The sequence below is a fragment of the Microbacterium sp. p3-SID336 genome, from assembly GCF_025143365.1.
Lineage (GTDB): Bacteria > Actinomycetota > Actinomycetes > Actinomycetales > Microbacteriaceae > Microbacterium.
The window spans coordinates 1-18,736 of sequence record NZ_JALXPE010000004.1 but is presented as its reverse complement, the minus strand read 5'-3'; the positions used below and the strand labels follow the sequence as shown (position 1 = coordinate 18,736).

Genomic DNA, 18,736 nt, shown 5'->3' with positions numbered 1-18,736 from the left:
ACGCGGCTCAGCGACGGAGCGGCGCGGTCTCGGTCCAGGCCGTGTACTTGCGGCGTTCGCGGAACAGCCAGCGGCCGTCCACCCGCACGAGCGTGTCGTCGTAGCGGTCGGCGAGAGTGAAGCGCACCCTCCCGTCCGGGGTGTCGCGGATGTGGTGGGCCGTGCACGCGGTGCGCGCCCGCGCCTCGTCGCCGTCCACCTCGACCTCGCTCGGGGCCAGCACGTGGCTCGTCGCCTCGAACGCGGTGAGTGCCTCGAACGCGGTCACCAGAGCGGTCGTGCCCTGCGGCGCCTCGGCGGGCGAGGTCGCACGGGGACGGAACAGCAGCATCCGCCCCTCCGGCGTGAACAGGGCGGCCATGTCGGCGAACCGCCGCTCGTCCGCGTACCGGGCATAGCGCGCGATGGTCCGGGTGATCGCGTGCCAGTCCGCGAAGCCGTCCGTGCTCATGATCGCCCTTCGGCACGGCGCCGGTGCAGCGGGGTCGCGGCGTCGGCGGCCCAGGTCGTGCGTCGCCTGCCGCGTTCCACGGCCCGGAGCGGGTCCGCGCGCACGAGGCTCTCGCGGCTGCGCCGGGCGAGTTCCTGGTAGATGCGCACGCCGTTGCGCTTCCACTCCCGCGCCTGCTCGTCGAGCGGTCCCACGACCCGCGCGGGGGTGCCGAGTGCCGTCGTGCCCGGCGGGATCACGGTGCCCGCGGTGACGACCGCCCCGGCGCCGAGCAGGGCGTCCTCCCCGATCACGGCGCCGTCGAGCACGGTCGCCCCGATGCCGATCAGGGCGTACGAGCCGATGCGGCAGCCGTGCAGCACGGCACCGTGACCCACGTGACTGCCGGGGTCGAGCACCGCGTCGGCCCCGGGGAAGGCGTGCACGACGCAGGAGTCCTGCACGTTCGATCCCTCCCCCACGAGGATGCGCCCGAAGTCGCCGCGCAGGCTCGCGAACGGGCCGATGTAGCAGCCCGGACCGATCACGACATCGCCGATGAGGCTCGCGGTCTCGTGCACGAACGCGGTGGGATCGACCACCGGCACGACCCCGTCGAAGGCGTACGCCGGCATCAGGCGACCTGGCCGCCGTCGATGATGAAGTCCTGCCCGGTGCAGTAGCTGCTGGCGTCGCTCGCCAGGTACGCCACGAGGTTCGAGATCTCCTCCGGCCGCCCGGCGCGAGGGATGGGGATCCGTGAGATGAAGCCGACCCCGGCCCTGGTGTCCTCGGTGATCATGGGGGTGTCGACCGCACCGGGGCAGACCGTGTTCACGCGGATGCCGCTGCCGGCGAGCTCCCGGGCGAGCGCATGGGAGACGCCGCGCAGCCCCCACTTGGAGGCCGAGTACGGCACCCTGTTCGCGTAGCCCGCGACACCGGCGGTCGACGCGATGTTCACGATCGAGCCGCCGTCGCCCATGAGCGGCAGCAGCGCCTGCACGCCGAGCATCGGGCCGATGAGGTTGACGTCGAGGGTGAGGCGGATCACGCGTTCCGCGGTCTCCGCGAGCGGTCCCTCGGGGCAGAACCCGGCGTTGTTCACGAGCACGTCCACGCGCCCGAATCGCTCGCGCGCCGCCTCGGCGACCGCGGACCAGGCGTCGGCGGAGGAGACGTCGTGCGCGAGCCCGATGGCCCTGTCGCCGTAAGCGGCGGCGACCTCCTCCACCGCGGCGCCGTCGAGGTCGGTCAGCACGAGGTCGGCGCCGAGCCGGTGGAACAGCTCCGCGTGTGAGCGGCCCTGGCCGCCCGCGGCTCCGGTGATGACCGCGACGCGGCCGGTCAGGTCGATGACGGGTGTTGCACTCATGGGTGTCCTCCGCGATAGTGACTGAACAAACGTTTGCTTGAGCTAAGGGGAACTCGATGCCGCGCCTGCACCACATCGGGATCACCGTGAGCGACACCGACACGGCGACCACGTTCTATGCGGCCGCCACGGGCGGCGAGGTGATCGGTCCGCTGGCGAAGAGCGGCCCTGCAGTGGAGGCCGCAGTCGGCCATCCGGGGGCGGAGATCCTGCTGACGTTCGTGCGCCTCGACGACGGCGTGTTCCTGGAGCTCGCGGAGTACCGCGGCGTGCCCACTCCGCGCAACGACCCCGACACCGGCCGCATCGGCGCCGCGCACCCCGCGATCGTCGTGCCCGACATCGACCACAGCCTGGCGCGGCTCGCCGAGCTCGGCCACCGCCCGCTCTCCGCACCCATGACGGCGACCGCCGGCCCCCTGGAGGGGTACCGCTACGTCTACGTGCTCGGACCGGACGACGTCCGGGTGGAACTGCTGCAGGAGCCTCACCTCGCCGCCTGACCGGCGCGGTCGAGCAGCAGCAGATCGGCCTCGTCCAGCACGAGCTCGACCGCGGCGACGGAGTCGTGCACGCTTTCCGGCCTGCTCGCGCCCGGGATCGGGATGAGCACCGGAGAGCGGGCGAGCATCCAGGCCAGCACGACGCGCTGCGGGCTCACTCCGTACCGTTCCGCCACCGCGGCCGCGGGAGCCGCCGCGCCGCCCAGACCCTTAGCGGCGCGCATGCCGCCGAGCGGCCCCCAGGCGAGGAACGCCAGCCCGAGTTCCTCGCAGCGACGCAGCACGGGCGTGCTCGACCGCTCCAGGAGCGAGTACTCGTTCTGCACGCTCACGAGCGCATCGCCGAGGATCGCCGCCGCCACGTCGAGCTGCGCGACATCGACGTTCGAGACGCCCACGCGCACCACGACGCCGTCGTCGACGAGCTGCCGCAGCGCACCCAGGGACTCCGCGAACGGCACCCGCACGTCCGGCCGGTGGTGCTGGTACAGCGGGAGCGCGTCGAGTCCGAGCCGCTGCGCGGAGGCGCGGGCGGCTGCGGCGAGGTGCGCGGGTGAGCCGTCCACCCACCACGTGGCGGCCGGGCCCCGCGTGTGCCCGCCCTTGGTCGCGACGATCACCCGCTCCCACGCATCGGGGTGGCTGCGCAGGGCCGCGGCGAGCGCGCGCTCGTTCACGCCCATCTCGCTCGTCGGGCCGTAGGAGTCCGCGGTGTCGAAGAGCGTGATGCCCGCATCGACGGCGGTATGCACGGCACGGACACCCCGCGCGACGTCCGACTCCGGGGTCTGCGTGAGCGTCATCGCGCCCATGCCCAGGCTGGACACCCGGAGGTCGCCGACCGGGCGCTGCGGCATCATCGGCCCACGACCGTCCAGCCGCCGTCGACGGGCAGGCACTGTCCGATCACGTGGGTGGCGTCGCACAGCATCCAGACGATGGCCGCGGCGATCTCGTCCGGCGCGGCGAGCTGCCCGCGCGGGGTGCGCCGCTCCACGGCCGCGAGGTCATAGCCGCCCGCCACCATGTCCTGCACCATCGGGGTGAGGGTGTGCCCGGGAGCCACGGCGTTGACGCGCACGCCCAGGGGCGCCCACTCGACGGCGAGGTTCTCCATCAGCTGTCGTTCCGCGGCCTTCGCGGGCCCGTAGTCCGCCTGGTTCGCCCATCCGCGGTAGGCGGTCGTGGAGGAGACCATCACGATCGACCCGGGGGCTCCGCCGAGCCGCCGGACGAACGCGCGGGACACGGCGAGCGCGCCGACCACGTGCACGTCGTAGAGCAGCCGCAGGCGGTCGAGGTCGATCTCCAGCGCGGGCACGTACGCGCCGCGGATGCCGTGGCAGACGACGACTCCGCCGACGGGCCCGCGCTCCTGCGCGCGGGCCATCGCGGCCTCGACGGCGGTCTCGTCCCTCAGGTCGACGGTCTCGCTCGCGACGCCGTCGCGGCCGCTGGGGCTGAGGTCGAAGACCGTGACGGCGATGCCGCGCTGCTGCAGCAGCCGCACCACCGCGTCGCCGATCCCGCTCGCCCCTCCGGTCACGACGACGTGGTCCGCGGGCCGCTCGGCCTTCCGCTCTGGCATGTCCAGCTCCCTCGCTGTTCGTCCTCCCGGGCATGCTACTGTGATTCCCAAACAAGCGCTAGGTTTAGCGTCGGTCGCGCGAAGGAGCGGGGATGACGGACAAGCAGGTCAGCATCGAGGAGGCGGTCGCCACCCTCGAGAGCGGGATGACGATCGGCATCGGCGGATGGGGCTCACGGCGCAAGCCCATGGCCCTGGTCCGGGAGATCCTGCGACGCGACCTCACCGACCTCACGGTGGTCGCCTTCGGCGGGCCGGACGTGGGACTGCTCGCCGCAGCGGGGCGCATCCGCCGCCTCGTGTACGGCTTCGTGTCGCTGGACAGCATCCCCCTCGACCCGCTGTTCACGCAGGCCCGCGAGCTCGGCGCGATCGCGGTCGAGGAGTACGACGAGGGCATGTTCGTCGCCGGCCTCCGCGCCGCCGGGGCGCGGCTCGACTTCCTGCCGACGCGCGCCGGCCTCGGCTCGGACGTGCTCCCGGCCAACCCGCGCCTGCGGACCGTGCGCTCCCCTTACTCCGACGCGGAGTACGTGGCGATGCCGGCACTCCCGCTCGACGTGGCCCTCGTGCACGTGAACCGCGCCGACCCGCAGGGCAACGCGCAGTACCTCGGCCCGGACCCGTACTTCGACGACCTCTTCGCCATGGCCGCCACCCGCACGATCGTCTCGGCCGAGAAGGTCGTGCCGACGTCCGCGCTGCTCGACGAGGGCTCGTTCCACACGCTGCTGTTCAGCCGGATGTACGCCTCCGCGGTGGTCGAGGCCCCGCAGGGCGCGCACTTCACCACGTGCGCGCCCGACTACGAGCGCGACGAGGCCTTCCAGAAGCACTACGCCACCTCCGCCAAGGACCCGGAGGCGTGGGCCGCGTTCGAGCGCACCTTCCTGCACACCGACGAGGCCGGATACCACGCGGCCGTCGCCCGATTCCACGCCGAGCGAGGAGACTCATGACCACCGTCGCCCCCACCCCCGCGACCGTCGCCACGACCGCCGAGGTCTGCATCGCGGCCTGCGCCGACACGTACCGCGACTCCGGCGAGATCCTCGCCCACGCGGTCGGCATCATCCCCGCTCTCGGTGCGCGGCTGGCGAAACTCACCACCGCGCCCGACCTCGTCCTCAGCGACGGCGAGGCGTTCTTCCTCAGCGGCCCGCCGCAGCCCGGCGATCCGGACGCCCCGGCCCCCACGATCGAAGGCTGGGCGCCGTTCCACCGCATCTTCGACATCCTCTCCACCGGGCGCCGGCAGAGCATGATGGGCGCGAGCCAGCTCGACCGCCACGGCAATCAGAACATCTCGCTGATCGGCGACTGGGACCGTCCGTCCAAGCAGCTCATCGGCGTGCGGGGCGCGCCCGGCAACACCGCCAACCACCGCGTGGACTACTGGGTCGCGCGGCACAGCCCCCGCGTGTTCGTGGAGTCGGTCGACATGGTGTCCGGCGTCGGCAACGACCGCGCGGCCGAGGCCGGGCTCGAGCATCACCGGCTCGGGCTGATCGTCACGAACCTGGCCGTGCTCGGCTTCGACCCGGAGGGTGTGATCACCGTGCTCTCGATCCACCCCGGCGTGGACCCGCAAACCGTGGCCGACAGCACCGGGTTCCCACTCGACGCCACGTCCGCGCCGCTCACGCGCACGCCGGACGCGGAGGAGCTGCGCCTGATCCGCGAGGTCCTCGACCCGCGCGGCACCCGCACCAGGGAGGTCGCGGACTGACGCGGATCGCGCTCAGTCGGCGAGGAGGCCCTTGTGCAGCAGATCCAGGAAGTTGTCGGTCAGGCTCGCGGCCGTGTGCCCGCGGCCCGGCCGGTACCAGGCCACCGTGGACCACACGGCGTCGCGGATGAACCGGTAGGCGATCGGCGCGTCGATCGAGTCGCGGAACACGCCGACCTTCTGCCCTTCGCGGATCTGCGAGAGCCAGAGCTCCTCGATGCGCTCGCTGTTCTCGCGCAGGAACTCGAAGCCGGGCTGACGGCCGAGGAACGACAGCTCGTTCTGGTAGAGGCCGACCGCATCGGGCTGGCTCTCGATCGTGGTGAAGGCGTGGGCGATGAGCTTGTCGAGGATGTCGCGGGGGCTGCCGCCCTCGGCCACGATCTCCTCGAAGCGGCCGAGCAGTCCGGTCATGAAGCTGCCCAGGATCTCCTGGAGGATCGCCTCCTTGGAGGAGAAGTGGTGGTAGAGGCTGCCGGACAGGATGCCGGCCTCGTCGGCGATGTCGCGGACCGTGGTCGCGGAGTACCCGCGCTTGGCGATCAGGCGCGCGGCGATCGAGAGGATCTGATCGCGCCGCTCGGAGCTCTGCTCCTGGCGGCCTCCGCTTTTGGTCGTTGCCATTGCTGCTCCTTCACAGAAAATCTCACAAGCGCTTGCTCAAGTGTGCCGCATGCGAGCGGTTTCCCGAAACATCCACTCGGAGTGTACGCATGATCTTGGAAAGGACGTCCATGACAGTCTCGGAAGCCACCACGGTCCCGGCCCTCCTCGCGGAGATGGCGGCCCTCGGCGATCACCCCGCCATCGTCGACGGCGACGTCGTGATCGGCTACGCCGAGCTGCAGGACCGCGTGCACGCCGTCGCCCGCGCCTACCTCGCGCAGGGCGTGCTGCCCGGCGACCGTATCGGGCTCTGGGCGCCCAACCGGCACGAGTTCATCCTCGCCATGCTGGGCGCGCAGCTCGTCGGGATCGCTGTCGTGCCGCTGAACACGCGGTTCACCGGGCATGAGGCCGCCGAGATCCTCGCCAGGTCGCGCGCGACCGCGCTCGTGCTCGCCGACGGGTTCCTCGGCAAGTCCTACAGCGCCATGCTCCGGGCCGCTGCGGCCGAGCGCGGATCCGACGGCCCCGTGTTCCCCGGGCTGCCGCACCTGCGGACGGCCGTGTGCCTCGACGGCGACGGCACCGGCGGGCTGCTCTCGTGGGACGCGTTCCTCGCCGCCGGCGACACGGTCGACCCGGCGCGGGTCGACGAGGCCGCAGCGGCCGTCGGCCCGGACGACATCATGGACGTGCTGTTCACCTCCGGCACCACGGGCGTGCCGAAGGGGGTGCTCAGCGCGCACCGGCAGACCCTGTCCGTGGCGAGGGCCTGGGGCCTCGGCGCCCGGCTGGCCCCGGAGGACCGCTACGCCGTCGTCAACCCGTTCTTCCACGGCTTCGGGTACAAGGCGGGCATGATCACCTCGCTCATGGCCGGGACCACGATCTACCCGCTCGCCGTGTTCGACGCCGACCGGCTGCTGGAGCTCGTGCAGTCCGCCCGCATCAGCGTGCTGCCCGGCGTTCCCACCATCTTCACCTCGCTGCTCGACCACCCGCGCCTCGGCGACTACGACCTGTCGTCGCTGCGGTTCGCGATCGCCGGAGCCACCGCGGCCCCGGCGACCCTGTTCCACGACATGGTGAACGTGCTCGGGTTCGAGACCGTCGCCCAGGCGTACGGGCTCACCGAGTGCGTGGTCGCCACACTGTCGCGGCCGGGGGAATCCCTCGAGCACACCGCGCAGACGACAGGGCCCGCCGTCGAGGGCGTGGAGATCCGCGTGGTGGACGAGCACGGGAACGACGCGGGGGTCGACGTCGACGGCGAGATCCTGCTGCGCGGCCCCAACGTGATGCTCGGCTACTTCGAGGACCAGGCGGCGACCGACGCGGTGCTCGACGCGGACGGCTGGTTCCACACGGGCGACGTCGGGCGCCTCGACGAGCACGGCTGCCTCAAGATCACCGACCGCCTGAAGGACATGTTCATCGTCGGCGGCTTCAACGTGTACCCGGCCGAGGTGGAGAACGCGCTCCGCAAGCATCCCGCGGTGAACGAGTCCGCCGTGATCGGCGTCGACGACGACCGCCTCGGCACGGTCGGCCGCGCCTACGTGCTGCTGCTGCACAACGCGCAGCCGAGACCCGACGCGGCCGAGCTGGAGGCGTTCTGCCGCACGCACCTGGCGAACTTCAAGGTGCCGCGGGAGTTCGTGTTCGTGGAGGACTTCCCCCGCAACGCCACCGGCAAGATCCTGAAGTCCGAGCTGCGCGACCGCGTCTGACCCGCCCGGGCTCCCGCTCGCGACCCGCTCGGGAGATCGGCGCTCGGGCGCAGCGTGCGGGGCGAGGACCGGGGCGGCGACGCGTGACCGATATTCTGCACGGGAACCGACGCCGAGGAGCGCCCATGTCCCTTCGCAGCAACCCCTTCATCGCGGACGCACGGTCGGGGAAGCGGGTGACACCGTGGTGGCTCGGCCTCATCGTCTTCTTCGCGGTCTGGATCATCCAGATCGCGCTGATGGCCGCGCTCACGATCGCGCTGCCCGTGCCTGCCGGCTCTCCGGCCGCTCAGTGGCAGGAAGCCGTCGCGAACGTCATCGTCATCGCACTGGTGCTCGCCTGGGTGGGCCTCTACGAGCGCCGCCACCTGCGCACGCTCGGTTTCCGCAACCCGGGGCGCGGCGTTCTCACCCTGCTTCTCGGCGTCGTGGTCGGGCTCGCCCTGATCTCCCTGCCGATCCTCTTCCTCTGGATGACCGGGCAGTACGAGAGCGTCGGCGGACCGGCCGAGGCGAGCAGCGGCCTTCCCGCCCTGCCGCTCGTCCTCGCGCTGGCCGTCACCGTCATCGTGCAGGGAAGCAATGAGGAGATCCTCACGCGCGGCTTCCTGCTGCAGAGCGTCGGACAGCGGTTCCCGACCTGGCTCGCAGTGCTGCTCCCCGCGCTGCTGTTCGCTCTCGTGCACGGCGTCGGCACCCACCCGGTGGCCTTCGCGACGATCTTCCTGTACGCCGTGTTCGCCACCTTCGTCGTGCTGTGGCAGCGCTCACTCTGGCTGATCTGCGGCATCCACGCCGGATGGAACTTCGGCATGGGCAACGTCTACGGCATCCCCGTCAGCGGACTCGACCCGCACAGCACCTCCCTGCTGTTCCTCGCGCCGAGCGACGGATCGAGCGACCTGCTCACCGGCGGCGACTTCGGCACGGAGGGCGGTCTACCGGCCGCGATCGCCCTCCTCCTCGCGACCGTCGTGGCCTTCGTCGGCTGGCGTCGCTCCGCGGTCTCGATCCGCCTGGCACCGGCCGACGCGTCGGCCTGAACACGGCAGCTTCGGGGACCCCACCCTCGACGCGGGGCGGCGCGGTTGTTACGGTGGGCGGACTCGCAGTGCCCCTCGTCATCGACCGCGACCGGAGATCCCCCCATGACCGAGCACGCAGAAGGCATCACTCGTCGACACGCCATCCAGGGAGCGGCCTGGTCCGTTCCGCTCATCGCACTGGCGGTCGCCACGCCGCTCGCGGCGGCCTCCACGGTCACCGATGTCGGGGCGTTCAACCTCGTCGCCGCGTGCGACATCCCACCCGGTGGCCCCGGCTTCACCCTCGTCGCCGGGCCCGTCGACCTCCCCGCCGGGACGGTCATCACCATCACCGGAACGGGCATGGCGAACCTCGGCAGCCTCAGCATCGCGGGCGGCGCCGTCTCCGTCGACGAATCCGCCCCGACGACGCGCGTGATCACCCTCACGGCACCGCTTGCCGCCGGCGCCTCGCTGTCCATGCGCGCCGACCTTTCCCCGGCGACCGACTACCAGCTGACGGGCGCCACGACACTGCCGGCCGGGTACGACAGCACGACCGCGACCTACAACGGCAGCGTCATCAACACCGACGGGACGTGCACCGCGGAGTAACGGTGCCGGGCTGCGTCAGCTGAGGCGCTCGAGCACCATGGCCATGCCCTGGCCGCCGGCCGTGCACATGGTCTCGACCGCGAACTGCTCGTCGCGCTCACGCAGTGCGTTGATCGCCGTGGTGGTGATGCGGGCGCCGGTCATGCCGTAGGGGTGGCCCAGCGCGATCGCCCCGCCGTTCACGTTGACGCGTTCGGGGTCGATGCCGATGTCCGCGATCGAGGGCACCACCTGCGCGGCGAAGGCCTCGTTGATCTCCAGCAGGTCGATGTCCCCGATGCTCATCCGGGCGTGGGCGAGCGCGCGCTCGACCGCCTGCACGGGACCGAGGCCCATGATCTCGGCCGACAGCGCCGACACCCCGGTCGAGACGATGCGGGCGAGCGGGTTGAGGCCGAGCTCCGCGGCTCTGGTGTCGCTCATCACGACGAGCGCGGCGGCGCCGTCGTTCAGGGCGCAGCAGTTCGCGGCCGTCACGGTGCCGTGGGGGCGGAACACCGGCTGCATGCCGCTGATGCCCTCCAGGGTCACGCCGGCGCGGGGACCGTCGTCCGTCGACACGAGGGTGCCGTCGGTGAGGCGCACGGGCGTGATGTCCTTCTCCCAGAATCCGCGGGCGGCCGCCGCCTCCGCCCTGTTCTGGCTGAGCACGGCCCACTCGTCCTGCTCGCGCCGGGACACCCCGCGGAAGGAGGCCACGTTCTCCGCGGTCTCCCCCATGGCGATGTAGATGTCGGCCAGCTCGCCGCGCTCCCGCGGGTCCGACCACACGAAGTCCGGGTCCTGGGCGTCGCGCGCCGTGCGGGCGGCGGCGTCCGCCCAGCGCGGGTTCCTGGTGTCCGGCATGCCGTCGGCCTTGCCGGAGCCGAACTGCGACACGGCCTCGACCCCGGCGGAGACGAACACGTCGCCCTCGCCGGCCTTGATCGCATGGAACGCCATCCGGGTGGTCTGCAGCGAGGACGCGCAGTAGCGGTTGACCGTGGTGCCTGGCACGGAGTCCCAGCCCAGCTGCAGCGCCACCATCCGGCCGATGTTGTACCCCTGCTGCCCGGCGGGCTGCGCGCAGCCCATCATGAGGTCGGCGATCTCGTCGTGGTGCAGGCCCGGCACCGCGTCGACGGCGGCACGCACCATCTGCGTGGCGAGATCGTCGCCGCGCATGTCCTTCAGGCTGCCCTTGAACGCGCGGCCGATGGGCGAGCGCACCGCGGAGACGATGACGGCTTCGGTCATGATGGGGTTCCTCCAGTGTTGTCGAGGCGATCGGCCTGCTGCACGATGTCGGCGTTCGGGGTGTGGCTCAGGAAGGCGGGCCATTCGCCGCCGCCGTCCACGGGCAGCACGGCGCCCGTGACGTGGGCGGCCAGGGGCGAGGCGAGCATGACGCACACGGCGCCGAGCTCGGCGGGTGCGGCCAGCCGCCCGCGCGGGATGGTGCGCGCGATGTCGGCGTACTGCTCGGGCGTGCCGTAGTGGTCGGCGGCGCTCTCGGTGTGCACGAGCCCGCTGCTGACCGCGTTCACGCGGATCTCGGGCGCCCACTCCACCGCGAGGCTGCGGGTCAGGCTCTCCAGCGCGGCTTTGGCGGCGCCGTACACGGCGGTGCCGGGGCTCGGGCGGCGGGCGCTGATCGAGGTGATGTTGACGACGCTGCCGCGTGCGGCCCTGAGCGGTTCGAACGCCGCCCTGGTGGCGACGGCGGCGGAGAGGAAGTTGATCTCGGTGATGGCCTGGAAGTAGCGCGGGGAACCGGCTTCGAATCGGCCGAACGGCGAGCCGCCGACGTTGTTCACGAGCACGTCGAGCCGCCCGTGCCGCGCGACGATGCCGTCGATCCACGCTTCGTTCTGTGCGGCGTCGCGCACGTCGACCGGTCGGAACGCAGCGGCGCGACCGTCGCGCTCGGGGAGATCCTCCGGCTCGCTGCGTCCACAGAACTCGACCGTGGCGCCGGCGTCGAGGAACGCCTCGACCACGCCGCGGCCGACCCCGCGACCGCCGCCGGTGACCGCGACGACCTTCCCCGCGAAATCGATGACCAGACTCACTGCGCACTCCTCCGTGCCGCGCTCCGATGCGGCGGCGTGTCCATGCTACCAACCAAATGCTAGGTTTGTTCCATGGGTCACGAAGACGTACCTCCCGCTCCTCGCACCGTCGTCGTCACCGGCGGCGCCCTCGGCATCGGCGGGGGCATCAGCCGACGCTTCGCCGCCGACGGCGACCAGGTGGTGCTCCTCGACATCGACGCCGACGCGGCACACGCCACCGCCGCCGAGATCACGGCCGCGGGCGGCAGCTGCACGGTGCTGGTCGGCGACATCACGCACGACGACACGGTCGCGCGCCTCGCCGCGCACGTGCAGGAGCACCACGGTCACGCGGACGTGCTCGTGAACAACGTGGGCGACTTCCGCCCGGCCAAATCGTTCTTCGCCAAGAGTCCGCCCGCCCAGTGGCAGCGTCTGCACGAGCTGAACCTGTGGCACGTGTTCGCCGTGACCCACGCGCTGCTCCCAGGCATGATCGACGCCGGCCGCGGCAGCATCGTGAACGTCTCCACCGTCGAGGCCTTCCGCGGCATCCCCGGCAACGCGGTCTACTCCGCCTACAACGCCGGGGTCTCCGCGTTCACCAAGAGCCTCGCCGTCGAACTCGGCCCGTCCGGCATCCGGGTGAACGCGATCGCGCCCGACCTCGCCGACACCCCGCAGACGCCCGCCGCACTGATGCTCGCCGGACGCGACCCCGCCCTGCTGCGCTCCTGGCTGCCCGCCGGACGCTTCGGTCGGCCGGAGGACTTCGCCGGGGTCGTGGCCTTCCTCGCCTCGGACGACGCCGCCTTCGTCACCGGTCACACCGTCCCGGTCGACGGCGGCACGCTCGCGGCCTCCGGCTGGTACGGGCGCGCCGAGGGCCGCGGCTGGACGAACATGCCGGACCGGGCATGATCACGCTCGCGGAGCTGAGCGACCGCCACGAGATCCACGACCTGGTGCTGCGGTACTGCCTGGCCGTGGATCGCGCCGACTGGACGGCTGTCCGCGCGGTGTACGCGCACGACGGCGTCGACCACCACACCGGCTTCTCGGGCGACGCCGACGCCTACGTGGCGTGGCTGCAGGAGCGGACCGCCGTGTTCGACGGCACCCTGCACCTCGCCGGCACGCATCGCGCCGAGCTGTACGGCGACCACGCCTACGCGGAGACCTCCGGCACCGCTGTGCACTGGGGGACGCCAGGCGACGACGAGTCCCGCAACTTCACCAGCGGCTTCCGCTACCTCGACCACGTCCGCCGCGACCCCGAGGGCTGGCGCATCGTGGAACGTCTGGCGGTGCGGGAATGGACCAGGACGGATGCCGGGCGGCTGCGCGAACCCGAAGGAGACGGACCCCGCGGCCACCGCGGGCCCGGAGACCCCGCGGCAGCGTTCCGAGAGCGCGTGCAGTACGCCGCAGCCGACGACAGGAGGACGACATGACCACCGACATCGAGCAGCGGGTGCGGCAGCTGGAGGACCGCCTGGAGCTGATCGACCTGGAGGCGACGTATGCGCGCGCCTTCGACGAGCACGACGGCGAGACGTGGAGCGGTCTGTTCACGGACGACGGCGTGTACCAATCGCGGCCCGTGGGCGACGCACCGCCGGTCACGTTCGTGCAGGGGCGTGCGGCGCTGGCGGCCTTCTGCCGCGACGCCCCGTTCCACGGCATCCACTTCCTGCACCTGCCGCAGCTGCGCTTCGACGGAGACCGGGCGACCGCCCGCGTGCACCTCGAGTTCCACGGCGACCACCCGGGGGATCCCGGAGCCCCGCGGGTCGCGATGCGCGGGTTCTACGACGTGGCCTACCGCCGCGTGGACGGCCGCTGGCTCATCGCGCACCGCATCACCTCGGCCTTCGGGCGCGAGCAGTCCACGGTGCTCGGCTACCCCGGCCCCGCGGAGCTCCCCGGCTGAACCGCAGCGCCGGCCCGCCCGGGGCGCGTCCGGCGCGTTTGTGCAACGACCCGTTGCACAAAGGCGCGGGGACTACAGCCGCTCGTCCGTCGGCCGCAGCACCCGCCACCCGGTGGCGCCTGCGACCAGGCTCAGCACGGCGAGCAGCCCGAGCGCGATCGGCAGCGTGGCTGCGGTGGCGACGCCGCCCACGAGCAGCGGCCCGCCCGCATCACCGAGCTCGCGCCCGAGCTCCGCGTTGCCCATGGTCCGCCCCATCCGCTCCTCCGGTGTCACCGCGGCCAGGTGTGCGAACGCCAGCGGAGTCACGGTGCCCGTCATGAACCCGATCGCGAGCGCGGCGGCGAACAGCGTCACCGCATGCGGGCCGAGTGCGAGCACACCGAGGGCTGCCGCGGCGACCGTGAGACCGACGAACCCGCCGACACGGGTCGTGATCCGCTCGCGGTCGCGAAGGCGCCCGACAACCGGCTGCATGGCCATCGAGACGAGCGCGAGCACCGCGACGGCCGCGGCGCCCACGATCGGCGGCAGTCCCAGTCGAGTGGCCAGCAGAGGAAGGAAGCCGACGGCGACGCCGAGCGCGGCGGTCGTCGTCGCGAGCAGGAGCGTCGGCACCAGGAAGCCGCGCTCCGTGGTCTGGCGCACCAGGTCCGCGAGCGTGTAGCGGGGCCGCGGCACCACCGGGAGCCTGGGGAGCGCGACGGCCACCCACACCGCGGCGCCGGCGGCCAGCAGCCCCAGCGCGATGTACAGGGCCTGGATGCCCCACAGGCTCACGAGCGCGACACCGAGGAGGGGTCCCGCCACGTAGCCCAGGCTCTTCCAGGCGCCGTAGCGGCCGAAGTACCGCCCGAGTCGCTCGCGCCCGGCGATCCGCGCCACGGCGGCCGACGACGCCGGCGAGAACGCGGAGGCCGCCGCGCCCTGCCCGAGCCGTGCGAGAGCGAGCACGAGCGGTGTCGGCGAGAGCAGTGCCAGCGCCGAGGCGACGGCGAAGGCGATCAGGCCGCCGACGATCACGGGCTTCGCGCCGATGCGGTCGCTGAGCGCGCCGAACAGCGGCTTGAGGATCACCTCGGCGACGTCGTACAGCGCCAGCGCCGCGCCGAGCCCGAGCAGCGAGAGCCCGATGTCGTCGCTCTCGGCCCCGAGCACGCTCGCAACACCATGTGCGCCGAACGCCGTGACGAATCCGGCCAGGTACAGCGGCGCGACCCCGCGCACCACTGCCGTGCGCCCGTCCACGTCAGGCGGGGAGGAGGAGGCGGAAGCGCTCGCAGAGCACGGGCATGTCCGGCGCGAAGCCGCGCGGGCTCTCGGAGTGCGTGCGCCAGTAGCGCTCGTGCACCTCCCGCCAGTGCGCGAGGGTGCGGTCGCCCTCCCCCTCGGCGAACGCGTGATCCGCATCGACCCGGTCGAACGGCACGATCTCGAGCGCCGTGGTCTGGATGACCGCTCGCGGCGCGCCGGCTCCGTCGAGGATGATGCTGAGCTCGCCCACGACCGGCAGCGGGTCCCCGGTCTCCTCGTAGTCCCACATCGACGAGGCCGTCCCCACCTTCACGCCCGCGAGCACGAGGTCGAGCAGCTCGTCGGCGTGCTCCGGGGTGGCGCCGAACGGCCAGGCTTCCGGCGGGGTCTCCGGCAGCTCGGGCAGCGTCGTCCGCGCGTCGCGCCAGAACTGCTCGATGCGGGCGGGATCGGGTCGGGTGCTGTCGTCCACCCGCTCAGACTAGTGCGCCGGAGTCAGGCGACCGCGCCGAAGTAGGCCTTCTGCAGATCCTCCAGCGACACGTCAGAGGCCGCGCCGGCGAGGGTCGTGCGACCCATCTCGATCACGGTCACCTCGTCGGCGATCGCCACGGACTCCTGCACCGCCTGCTCCACCAGGAGGATGCCGATGCCGGTGGCCTTCAGCTCGTGCACCCGCTCCATGACCTCCTTGACGATCACGGGGGCGAGGCCCTGGCTGGGCTCGTCGAGGATCAGCAGCTTCGGCTTCGCCATCAGCGCCTGGCCGATCGCGAGCATCTGCTGCTGACCGCCCGACATGCTCGCGGCGGGAAGCGCCCGCTTGCTGCCGAGGATCGGGAACAGCTGGTAGATCTCGTCGACCGACGACGTCAGTGCGCGCTTGCCGAGGCCGCGGGAGAACCCGCCGAGGATCAGGTTCTGCTCGATCGTGAGCTCGCGGAAGACCTTCTTGCCCTCCTGCACATAGGAGATGCCGCGCGCGACCCGTTTGTGCGGGGCGTCGGTGAGCGTCTCACCCAGGTAGGAGACCGTGCCGCCGGTGACGCGGTTGAGTCCCGTGATGGCGCGCAGCGTGGTGGTCTTGCCCGCGCCGTTGCGCCCGAGCAGCACCGTGATCTCCCCCGAGCGCACCGTGAGCGACACGTCGCGCACCACGGTCAGGTCGCCGTAGCCGGTCTGCAGCGCAGACACCTCCAGCAGCACGTCACTCATGGTCGCCGCCTCCCGCCGCGTTGGTCTCCGCCGTGACGCCGAGGTACTCCTCCATCACGCGCGGGTTGCTCTCGATCTGCTCGGGCGTGCCGTGCGCCATGACGGCCCCCTGCGCCAGCACGTAGATGTCGTCCGCGAGGCGCAGCACCAGCTGGAAGTTGTGCTCCACGAGGATCACGGTCATGCCCGCGTCGCGCAGCCGCATCACGAGGCTCTCCAGCACCTCCAGCTCGTCCTCGTCGAGGCCGGAAGCGACCTCGTCGAGCAGCACGACCTTGGGCGAGGCCGCCAGGCTCCGGGCGACCTCCAGCAGTCGCCGGTTGCCCAGCGGCAGCGAGTCGGCCGGCTCGTCGCGCTGTGCGCTGAGGCCGACCAGGGCCAGGGCGCGCTCGGCGGCCGCGTGGTTCTCCCTGCGCGCCCGCCAGAACGAGGGCAGGCGCAGCACCGAGGCGAACACGCTGGCGCGTTCGGTGGCGTAGCGTCCCGCCTCCACGGCCTCGAACACGGTGAGCTTCTCGGGGATGTTCGGCGTCTGGAACGTGCGGGACACACCGGCACGGGCGACCCGGTAGGAGGACAGCCCCTGGATGGCCTCCCCGTCGAGCTCGATCGTGCCGGCGTCGGTCTTGTAGAAGCCGGAGATCATGTTCAGCAGGGTGGTCTTGCCGGAGCCGTTGGGCCCGATGATCGCGGTGACCGCGCCGGGTGCCGCTTCGATCGACACCTGCGACAGCGCCTGGTTGCCGCCGAACGCCTTGGACACGCCGTCCGTGCGCAGCAGCGCGCCGTCGAGCTTCTCGACCTCGGCGGGCGCGGCCTCGACGGGCTCGATGCCCACCTTCCGCTTCGCCGCGAGGTCGGCCTTGCGCACGAGGCTCCGCACCAGTCCGGAGAGCCCGCCCGTGAACGCGACGCCGCCGATCAGCAGGAAGGCGCCCGAGATGATGAGCCCGAACTTGCTGAAGTTGGTCGACTGGTTCATGCCGAACTGCAGCACGGCGGCACCGATGAGCGCGCCGTAGATGCTGGCGGACCCGCCGAAGATGGACGCGGCGAGAACGGTCATGGCGAAGGAGAACGCGAACGCCTCCGGCGAGATGAACAGGTCGAGGTTGGCGAACAGCACACCGGCGATGCCTGCGGGGACGGCGCCGATCGCGTACGCCGTGAGCTTGGCGCGGAACACCGAGATGCCCATGGACGACGCGAGCACGGGGCTCTGCTTGAGCACCCGCAGCGCGGTGCCGTGGTCCGACACCACGAGGTTGCGGATCAGCGCGAACACGACGATCGCGATCGCGACGATGAGCACGTAGTAGGTGCGGCTGTCGATCATCTGCCCGAACGCAGTGGCCGGCATGATGCCCGCGAGGCCGTTGCGGCCTCCGGTCTCCTCCTTGAAGATCGACAGCACGTCGGGGACGATCAGGATCAGGAAGAACGACGTCATCGCGAGCGACCAGCTGCCGAGCCGCAGCCCGGGGATGCCGGAGATGAGGCCGACGACGAGGGCGGCGCCTCCACCGATCAGCAGCTGCAGCCAGATGTCGGTGACGCCGGCCTTATTGGCGAGACCCGCCGCGTAGGCGCCGGCCGCGTACATGGCGACCTGACCCATCGCGAGTTCGCCGGCGTAGCCGAGCGACAGGTTCAGGCCGAGCACGATGAGGGCGAGGATGAGCGTGAGCTCGATCTGCCGCGTGGCGCCGTAGTTCAGCCCGATGAAGGGCAGCACGAGCAGCACGGCGCCGATCGCGAGGGGCCAGACCCACCCGGGGACGGCCCTGAGCTTCAACCAGAGAGCAGCCATGGTCACACCGTCCGTTCCACGCGACGGGTGAACAGGCCCGTCGGTTTGACCATCAGGATCACGATGAGGATGAAGAACACCGTCAGCCCCGCGTAGTCCGCGCCGATGTAGCGCGTGGCGAGGGCTTCCGCGAGACCGACGATGAGGCCGCCCACGAGCACGCCGCCGAGCGAGCCGAATCCGCCGATGGCGAGGACGACGAAGCCCTTGAGCGCGAGGGAGGCGCCGAGGGTCGCGACCGCGTAGGTCTTGGGACCGACGAACACGCCGAGGAACCCGGCCAGCACGCCGGTGAAGATGAAGGCCATGAGGGCGAAGCGCCGCACGTTCACCCCGCGCAGTTGCGCGGCCTCGCGGTTCTCGCTCATGCCGAGCAGGGCGATGCCGGTCATGCTCCGCTTGGCGTACTGGGTGAGCACGATCACGAGCACGATGACGAGCACGATCAGGGCGATCTCGACGGGGTACACCCGGCCGCCGAGGAACTCGAGGACCTGGTCGCCCATAAAGAACGGGACGCGCTTGGGCTCTCCGCCCCAGATGACCTGGGCGACGCCTTCCATGATGATCGAGGCGCCGAGGGTCGTGACGAGCAGGTTGTGCGGGTCCTTCACGGGGCGGATGGCGACGCGCTCCTCGAGCGCGGCGATGGCCCCGACGATCACGGCGGCGCCGATCGCGACGAGCCACCAGGGCAGTCCCCAGACGACGATGCCGACGTACGCGAGGAACGCGCCGAGCATCATGAGCGCCGCCTGGGCGAAGTTGAAGGTCTTCTGCGAGAGGAAGACGATGTTGTAGCCGATCGCCACCAGTGCGTAGATCGCACCGAGCGCCAGGCCGGACCAGATGATGGTCATCGCGGTCGGGTTCCTTCCATCATTGGGGGC

General features: G+C 71.7%; 22 protein-coding genes. 9 read left to right on the top strand and 13 right to left on the bottom strand.

Translation table 11 applies throughout. The annotated features are described in order from the left end of the window. Positions 1-7: 7 nt before the first annotated feature. Genes M3C17_RS01855 through M3C17_RS01845 form a run of 3 tightly spaced genes read right to left on the bottom strand, consistent with a single transcriptional unit; the run spans position 8 to position 1,805 of the window. The gene (locus tag M3C17_RS01855) at positions 8-451 is read right to left on the bottom strand and encodes a nuclear transport factor 2 family protein (RefSeq protein WP_259975948.1); all 444 of its coding nucleotides are present in this window, start codon (positions 449-451) and stop codon (positions 8-10) included. Beyond that, positions 448-1,065, bottom strand: a complete 618-nt coding sequence (locus tag M3C17_RS01850) for a gamma carbonic anhydrase family protein (RefSeq protein WP_259975947.1) — start codon at positions 1,063-1,065, stop codon at positions 448-450. The genes M3C17_RS01855 and M3C17_RS01850 overlap by 4 nt, the downstream gene beginning before the upstream one ends. Then, positions 1,065-1,805 (bottom strand): SDR family NAD(P)-dependent oxidoreductase, encoded by a 741-nt coding sequence (locus tag M3C17_RS01845; protein ID WP_259975946.1) that lies wholly within the window; start codon positions 1,803-1,805, stop codon positions 1,065-1,067. Before M3C17_RS01845 ends, M3C17_RS01850 begins: the two co-directional genes overlap by 1 nt. A 56-nt stretch (positions 1,806-1,861) precedes the next feature. On the opposite strand from M3C17_RS01845, the gene M3C17_RS01840 reads away from it, so the two are divergent. Then, positions 1,862-2,308, top strand: a complete 447-nt coding sequence (locus M3C17_RS01840) for a VOC family protein (protein ID WP_259975945.1) — start codon at positions 1,862-1,864, stop codon at positions 2,306-2,308. Here M3C17_RS01840 and M3C17_RS01835 read toward each other — a convergent pair. Next, a complete protein-coding gene (locus M3C17_RS01835) occupies positions 2,293-3,168 on the bottom strand; it encodes an aldo/keto reductase (protein ID WP_259975944.1) in 876 nt (291 codons plus the stop codon). The two genes, M3C17_RS01840 and M3C17_RS01835, sit on opposite strands and share 16 nt — an antisense overlap. Next, positions 3,165-3,896: an SDR family NAD(P)-dependent oxidoreductase gene (locus M3C17_RS01830; protein WP_259975943.1), complete on the bottom strand. Its 732-nt coding sequence runs from the start codon at positions 3,894-3,896 to the stop codon at positions 3,165-3,167. Before M3C17_RS01830 ends, M3C17_RS01835 begins: the two co-directional genes overlap by 4 nt. Before the next feature lie 92 nt (positions 3,897-3,988). Between M3C17_RS01830 and M3C17_RS01825 the strand changes: the two genes are divergently transcribed. Beyond that, positions 3,989-4,855 (top strand): CoA transferase subunit A, encoded by an 867-nt coding sequence (locus M3C17_RS01825; RefSeq protein ID WP_259975942.1) that lies wholly within the window; start codon positions 3,989-3,991, stop codon positions 4,853-4,855. After that, positions 4,852-5,625 (top strand): CoA-transferase subunit beta, encoded by a 774-nt coding sequence (locus tag M3C17_RS01820; protein WP_259975941.1) that lies wholly within the window; start codon positions 4,852-4,854, stop codon positions 5,623-5,625. The genes M3C17_RS01825 and M3C17_RS01820 overlap by 4 nt, the downstream gene beginning before the upstream one ends. Before the next feature lie 12 nt (positions 5,626-5,637). Here M3C17_RS01820 and M3C17_RS01815 read toward each other — a convergent pair whose 3' ends face one another. Further along, complete coding sequence (locus M3C17_RS01815) at positions 5,638-6,249, bottom strand: TetR/AcrR family transcriptional regulator (RefSeq protein WP_259975940.1); 612 nt, start codon at positions 6,247-6,249, stop codon at positions 5,638-5,640. A gap of 110 nt (positions 6,250-6,359) precedes the next feature. On the opposite strand from M3C17_RS01815, the gene M3C17_RS01810 reads away from it, so the two are divergent. The 3 genes from M3C17_RS01810 to M3C17_RS01800 all read left to right on the top strand — a co-directional run bounded on the left by M3C17_RS01810 (position 6,360) and on the right by M3C17_RS01800 (position 9,601). Further along, positions 6,360-7,961 carry an AMP-binding protein gene (locus tag M3C17_RS01810; protein WP_259975939.1) on the top strand — a complete coding sequence of 534 codons (1,602 nt, stop codon included), beginning with the start codon at positions 6,360-6,362 and terminating at the stop codon, positions 7,959-7,961. A gap of 125 nt (positions 7,962-8,086) precedes the next feature. Next, the gene (locus tag M3C17_RS01805) at positions 8,087-9,004 is read left to right on the top strand and encodes a CPBP family intramembrane glutamic endopeptidase (protein WP_259975938.1); all 918 of its coding nucleotides are present in this window, start codon (positions 8,087-8,089) and stop codon (positions 9,002-9,004) included. A 105-nt stretch (positions 9,005-9,109) separates the two neighbouring features. Then, a complete protein-coding gene (locus tag M3C17_RS01800; RefSeq protein WP_259975937.1) occupies positions 9,110-9,601 on the top strand; it encodes a hypothetical protein in 492 nt (163 codons plus the stop codon). Positions 9,602-9,616: 15 nt separating this feature from the next. Here the strand turns inward: M3C17_RS01800 and M3C17_RS01795 are convergent, their stop codons facing one another. Both M3C17_RS01795 and M3C17_RS01790 read right to left on the bottom strand, forming a co-directional pair. Next, positions 9,617-10,837 carry an acetyl-CoA C-acetyltransferase gene (locus M3C17_RS01795; protein ID WP_259975936.1) on the bottom strand — a complete coding sequence of 407 codons (1,221 nt, stop codon included), beginning with the start codon at positions 10,835-10,837 and terminating at the stop codon, positions 9,617-9,619. Next, the gene (locus tag M3C17_RS01790) at positions 10,834-11,652 is read right to left on the bottom strand and encodes an SDR family oxidoreductase (protein ID WP_259975935.1); all 819 of its coding nucleotides are present in this window, start codon (positions 11,650-11,652) and stop codon (positions 10,834-10,836) included. Before M3C17_RS01790 ends, M3C17_RS01795 begins: the two co-directional genes overlap by 4 nt. 72 nt (positions 11,653-11,724) lie before the next feature. Between M3C17_RS01790 and M3C17_RS01785 the strand changes: the two genes are divergently transcribed. Genes M3C17_RS01785 through M3C17_RS01775 form a run of 3 tightly spaced genes read left to right on the top strand, consistent with a single transcriptional unit; the run spans position 11,725 to position 13,567 of the window. Beyond that, positions 11,725-12,555, top strand: coding sequence for an SDR family NAD(P)-dependent oxidoreductase (locus M3C17_RS01785; RefSeq protein ID WP_259975934.1), 831 nt, complete (start codon positions 11,725-11,727; stop codon positions 12,553-12,555). Then, complete coding sequence (locus tag M3C17_RS01780; RefSeq protein ID WP_259975933.1) at positions 12,552-13,088, top strand: nuclear transport factor 2 family protein; 537 nt, start codon at positions 12,552-12,554, stop codon at positions 13,086-13,088. The genes M3C17_RS01785 and M3C17_RS01780 overlap by 4 nt, the downstream gene beginning before the upstream one ends. After that, positions 13,085-13,567, top strand: a complete 483-nt coding sequence (locus M3C17_RS01775) for a nuclear transport factor 2 family protein (protein ID WP_259975932.1) — start codon at positions 13,085-13,087, stop codon at positions 13,565-13,567. Before M3C17_RS01780 ends, M3C17_RS01775 begins: the two co-directional genes overlap by 4 nt. A 72-nt stretch (positions 13,568-13,639) precedes the next feature. Here the strand turns inward: M3C17_RS01775 and M3C17_RS01770 are convergent, their stop codons facing one another. The 5 genes from M3C17_RS01770 to M3C17_RS01750 are packed head-to-tail and all read right to left on the bottom strand — an operon-like array spanning position 13,640 to position 18,706. Beyond that, positions 13,640-14,815 (bottom strand): MFS transporter, encoded by a 1,176-nt coding sequence (locus M3C17_RS01770; RefSeq protein ID WP_259975931.1) that lies wholly within the window; start codon positions 14,813-14,815, stop codon positions 13,640-13,642. A gap of 1 nt (position 14,816) precedes the next feature. After that, positions 14,817-15,293, bottom strand: a complete 477-nt coding sequence (locus tag M3C17_RS01765) for an ASCH domain-containing protein (protein WP_259975930.1) — start codon at positions 15,291-15,293, stop codon at positions 14,817-14,819. Positions 15,294-15,316: 23 nt separating this feature from the next. After that, positions 15,317-16,036 carry an ABC transporter ATP-binding protein gene (locus M3C17_RS01760; RefSeq protein ID WP_259975929.1) on the bottom strand — a complete coding sequence of 240 codons (720 nt, stop codon included), beginning with the start codon at positions 16,034-16,036 and terminating at the stop codon, positions 15,317-15,319. Beyond that, positions 16,029-17,846: a branched-chain amino acid ABC transporter ATP-binding protein/permease gene (locus tag M3C17_RS01755; protein ID WP_259975928.1), complete on the bottom strand. Its 1,818-nt coding sequence runs from the start codon at positions 17,844-17,846 to the stop codon at positions 16,029-16,031. The genes M3C17_RS01760 and M3C17_RS01755 overlap by 8 nt, the downstream gene beginning before the upstream one ends. 2 nt (positions 17,847-17,848) lie before the next feature. Beyond that, positions 17,849-18,706: a branched-chain amino acid ABC transporter permease gene (locus tag M3C17_RS01750; protein WP_259975927.1), complete on the bottom strand. Its 858-nt coding sequence runs from the start codon at positions 18,704-18,706 to the stop codon at positions 17,849-17,851. Positions 18,707-18,736 lie beyond the last annotated feature (30 nt).

What these genes read in the sequence shown, in the direction of transcription:
- M3C17_RS01855 (WP_259975948.1), bottom strand. Translation starts at nt 451, where the DNA reads ATGAGCACGGACGGCTTCGCGGACTGGCACGCGATCACCCGGACCATC.
- M3C17_RS01850 (WP_259975947.1), bottom strand. Translation starts at nt 1,065, where the DNA reads ATGCCGGCGTACGCCTTCGACGGGGTCGTGCCGGTGGTCGATCCCACC.
- M3C17_RS01845 (WP_259975946.1), bottom strand. Translation starts at nt 1,805, where the DNA reads ATGAGTGCAACACCCGTCATCGACCTGACCGGCCGCGTCGCGGTCATC.
- M3C17_RS01840 (WP_259975945.1), top strand. Translation starts at nt 1,862, where the DNA reads ATGCCGCGCCTGCACCACATCGGGATCACCGTGAGCGACACCGACACG.
- M3C17_RS01835 (WP_259975944.1), bottom strand. Translation starts at nt 3,168, where the DNA reads ATGATGCCGCAGCGCCCGGTCGGCGACCTCCGGGTGTCCAGCCTGGGC.
- M3C17_RS01830 (WP_259975943.1), bottom strand. Translation starts at nt 3,896, where the DNA reads ATGCCAGAGCGGAAGGCCGAGCGGCCCGCGGACCACGTCGTCGTGACC.
- M3C17_RS01825 (WP_259975942.1), top strand. Translation starts at nt 3,989, where the DNA reads ATGACGGACAAGCAGGTCAGCATCGAGGAGGCGGTCGCCACCCTCGAG.
- M3C17_RS01820 (WP_259975941.1), top strand. Translation starts at nt 4,852, where the DNA reads ATGACCACCGTCGCCCCCACCCCCGCGACCGTCGCCACGACCGCCGAG.
- M3C17_RS01815 (WP_259975940.1), bottom strand. Translation starts at nt 6,249, where the DNA reads ATGGCAACGACCAAAAGCGGAGGCCGCCAGGAGCAGAGCTCCGAGCGG.
- M3C17_RS01810 (WP_259975939.1), top strand. Translation starts at nt 6,360, where the DNA reads ATGACAGTCTCGGAAGCCACCACGGTCCCGGCCCTCCTCGCGGAGATG.
- M3C17_RS01805 (WP_259975938.1), top strand. Translation starts at nt 8,087, where the DNA reads ATGTCCCTTCGCAGCAACCCCTTCATCGCGGACGCACGGTCGGGGAAG.
- M3C17_RS01800 (WP_259975937.1), top strand. Translation starts at nt 9,110, where the DNA reads ATGACCGAGCACGCAGAAGGCATCACTCGTCGACACGCCATCCAGGGA.
- M3C17_RS01795 (WP_259975936.1), bottom strand. Translation starts at nt 10,837, where the DNA reads ATGACCGAAGCCGTCATCGTCTCCGCGGTGCGCTCGCCCATCGGCCGC.
- M3C17_RS01785 (WP_259975934.1), top strand. Translation starts at nt 11,725, where the DNA reads ATGGGTCACGAAGACGTACCTCCCGCTCCTCGCACCGTCGTCGTCACC.
- M3C17_RS01780 (WP_259975933.1), top strand. Translation starts at nt 12,552, where the DNA reads ATGATCACGCTCGCGGAGCTGAGCGACCGCCACGAGATCCACGACCTG.
- M3C17_RS01775 (WP_259975932.1), top strand. Translation starts at nt 13,085, where the DNA reads ATGACCACCGACATCGAGCAGCGGGTGCGGCAGCTGGAGGACCGCCTG.
- M3C17_RS01760 (WP_259975929.1), bottom strand. Translation starts at nt 16,036, where the DNA reads ATGAGTGACGTGCTGCTGGAGGTGTCTGCGCTGCAGACCGGCTACGGC.
- M3C17_RS01755 (WP_259975928.1), bottom strand. Translation starts at nt 17,846, where the DNA reads ATGGCTGCTCTCTGGTTGAAGCTCAGGGCCGTCCCCGGGTGGGTCTGG.
- M3C17_RS01750 (WP_259975927.1), bottom strand. Translation starts at nt 18,706, where the DNA reads ATGACCATCATCTGGTCCGGCCTGGCGCTCGGTGCGATCTACGCACTG.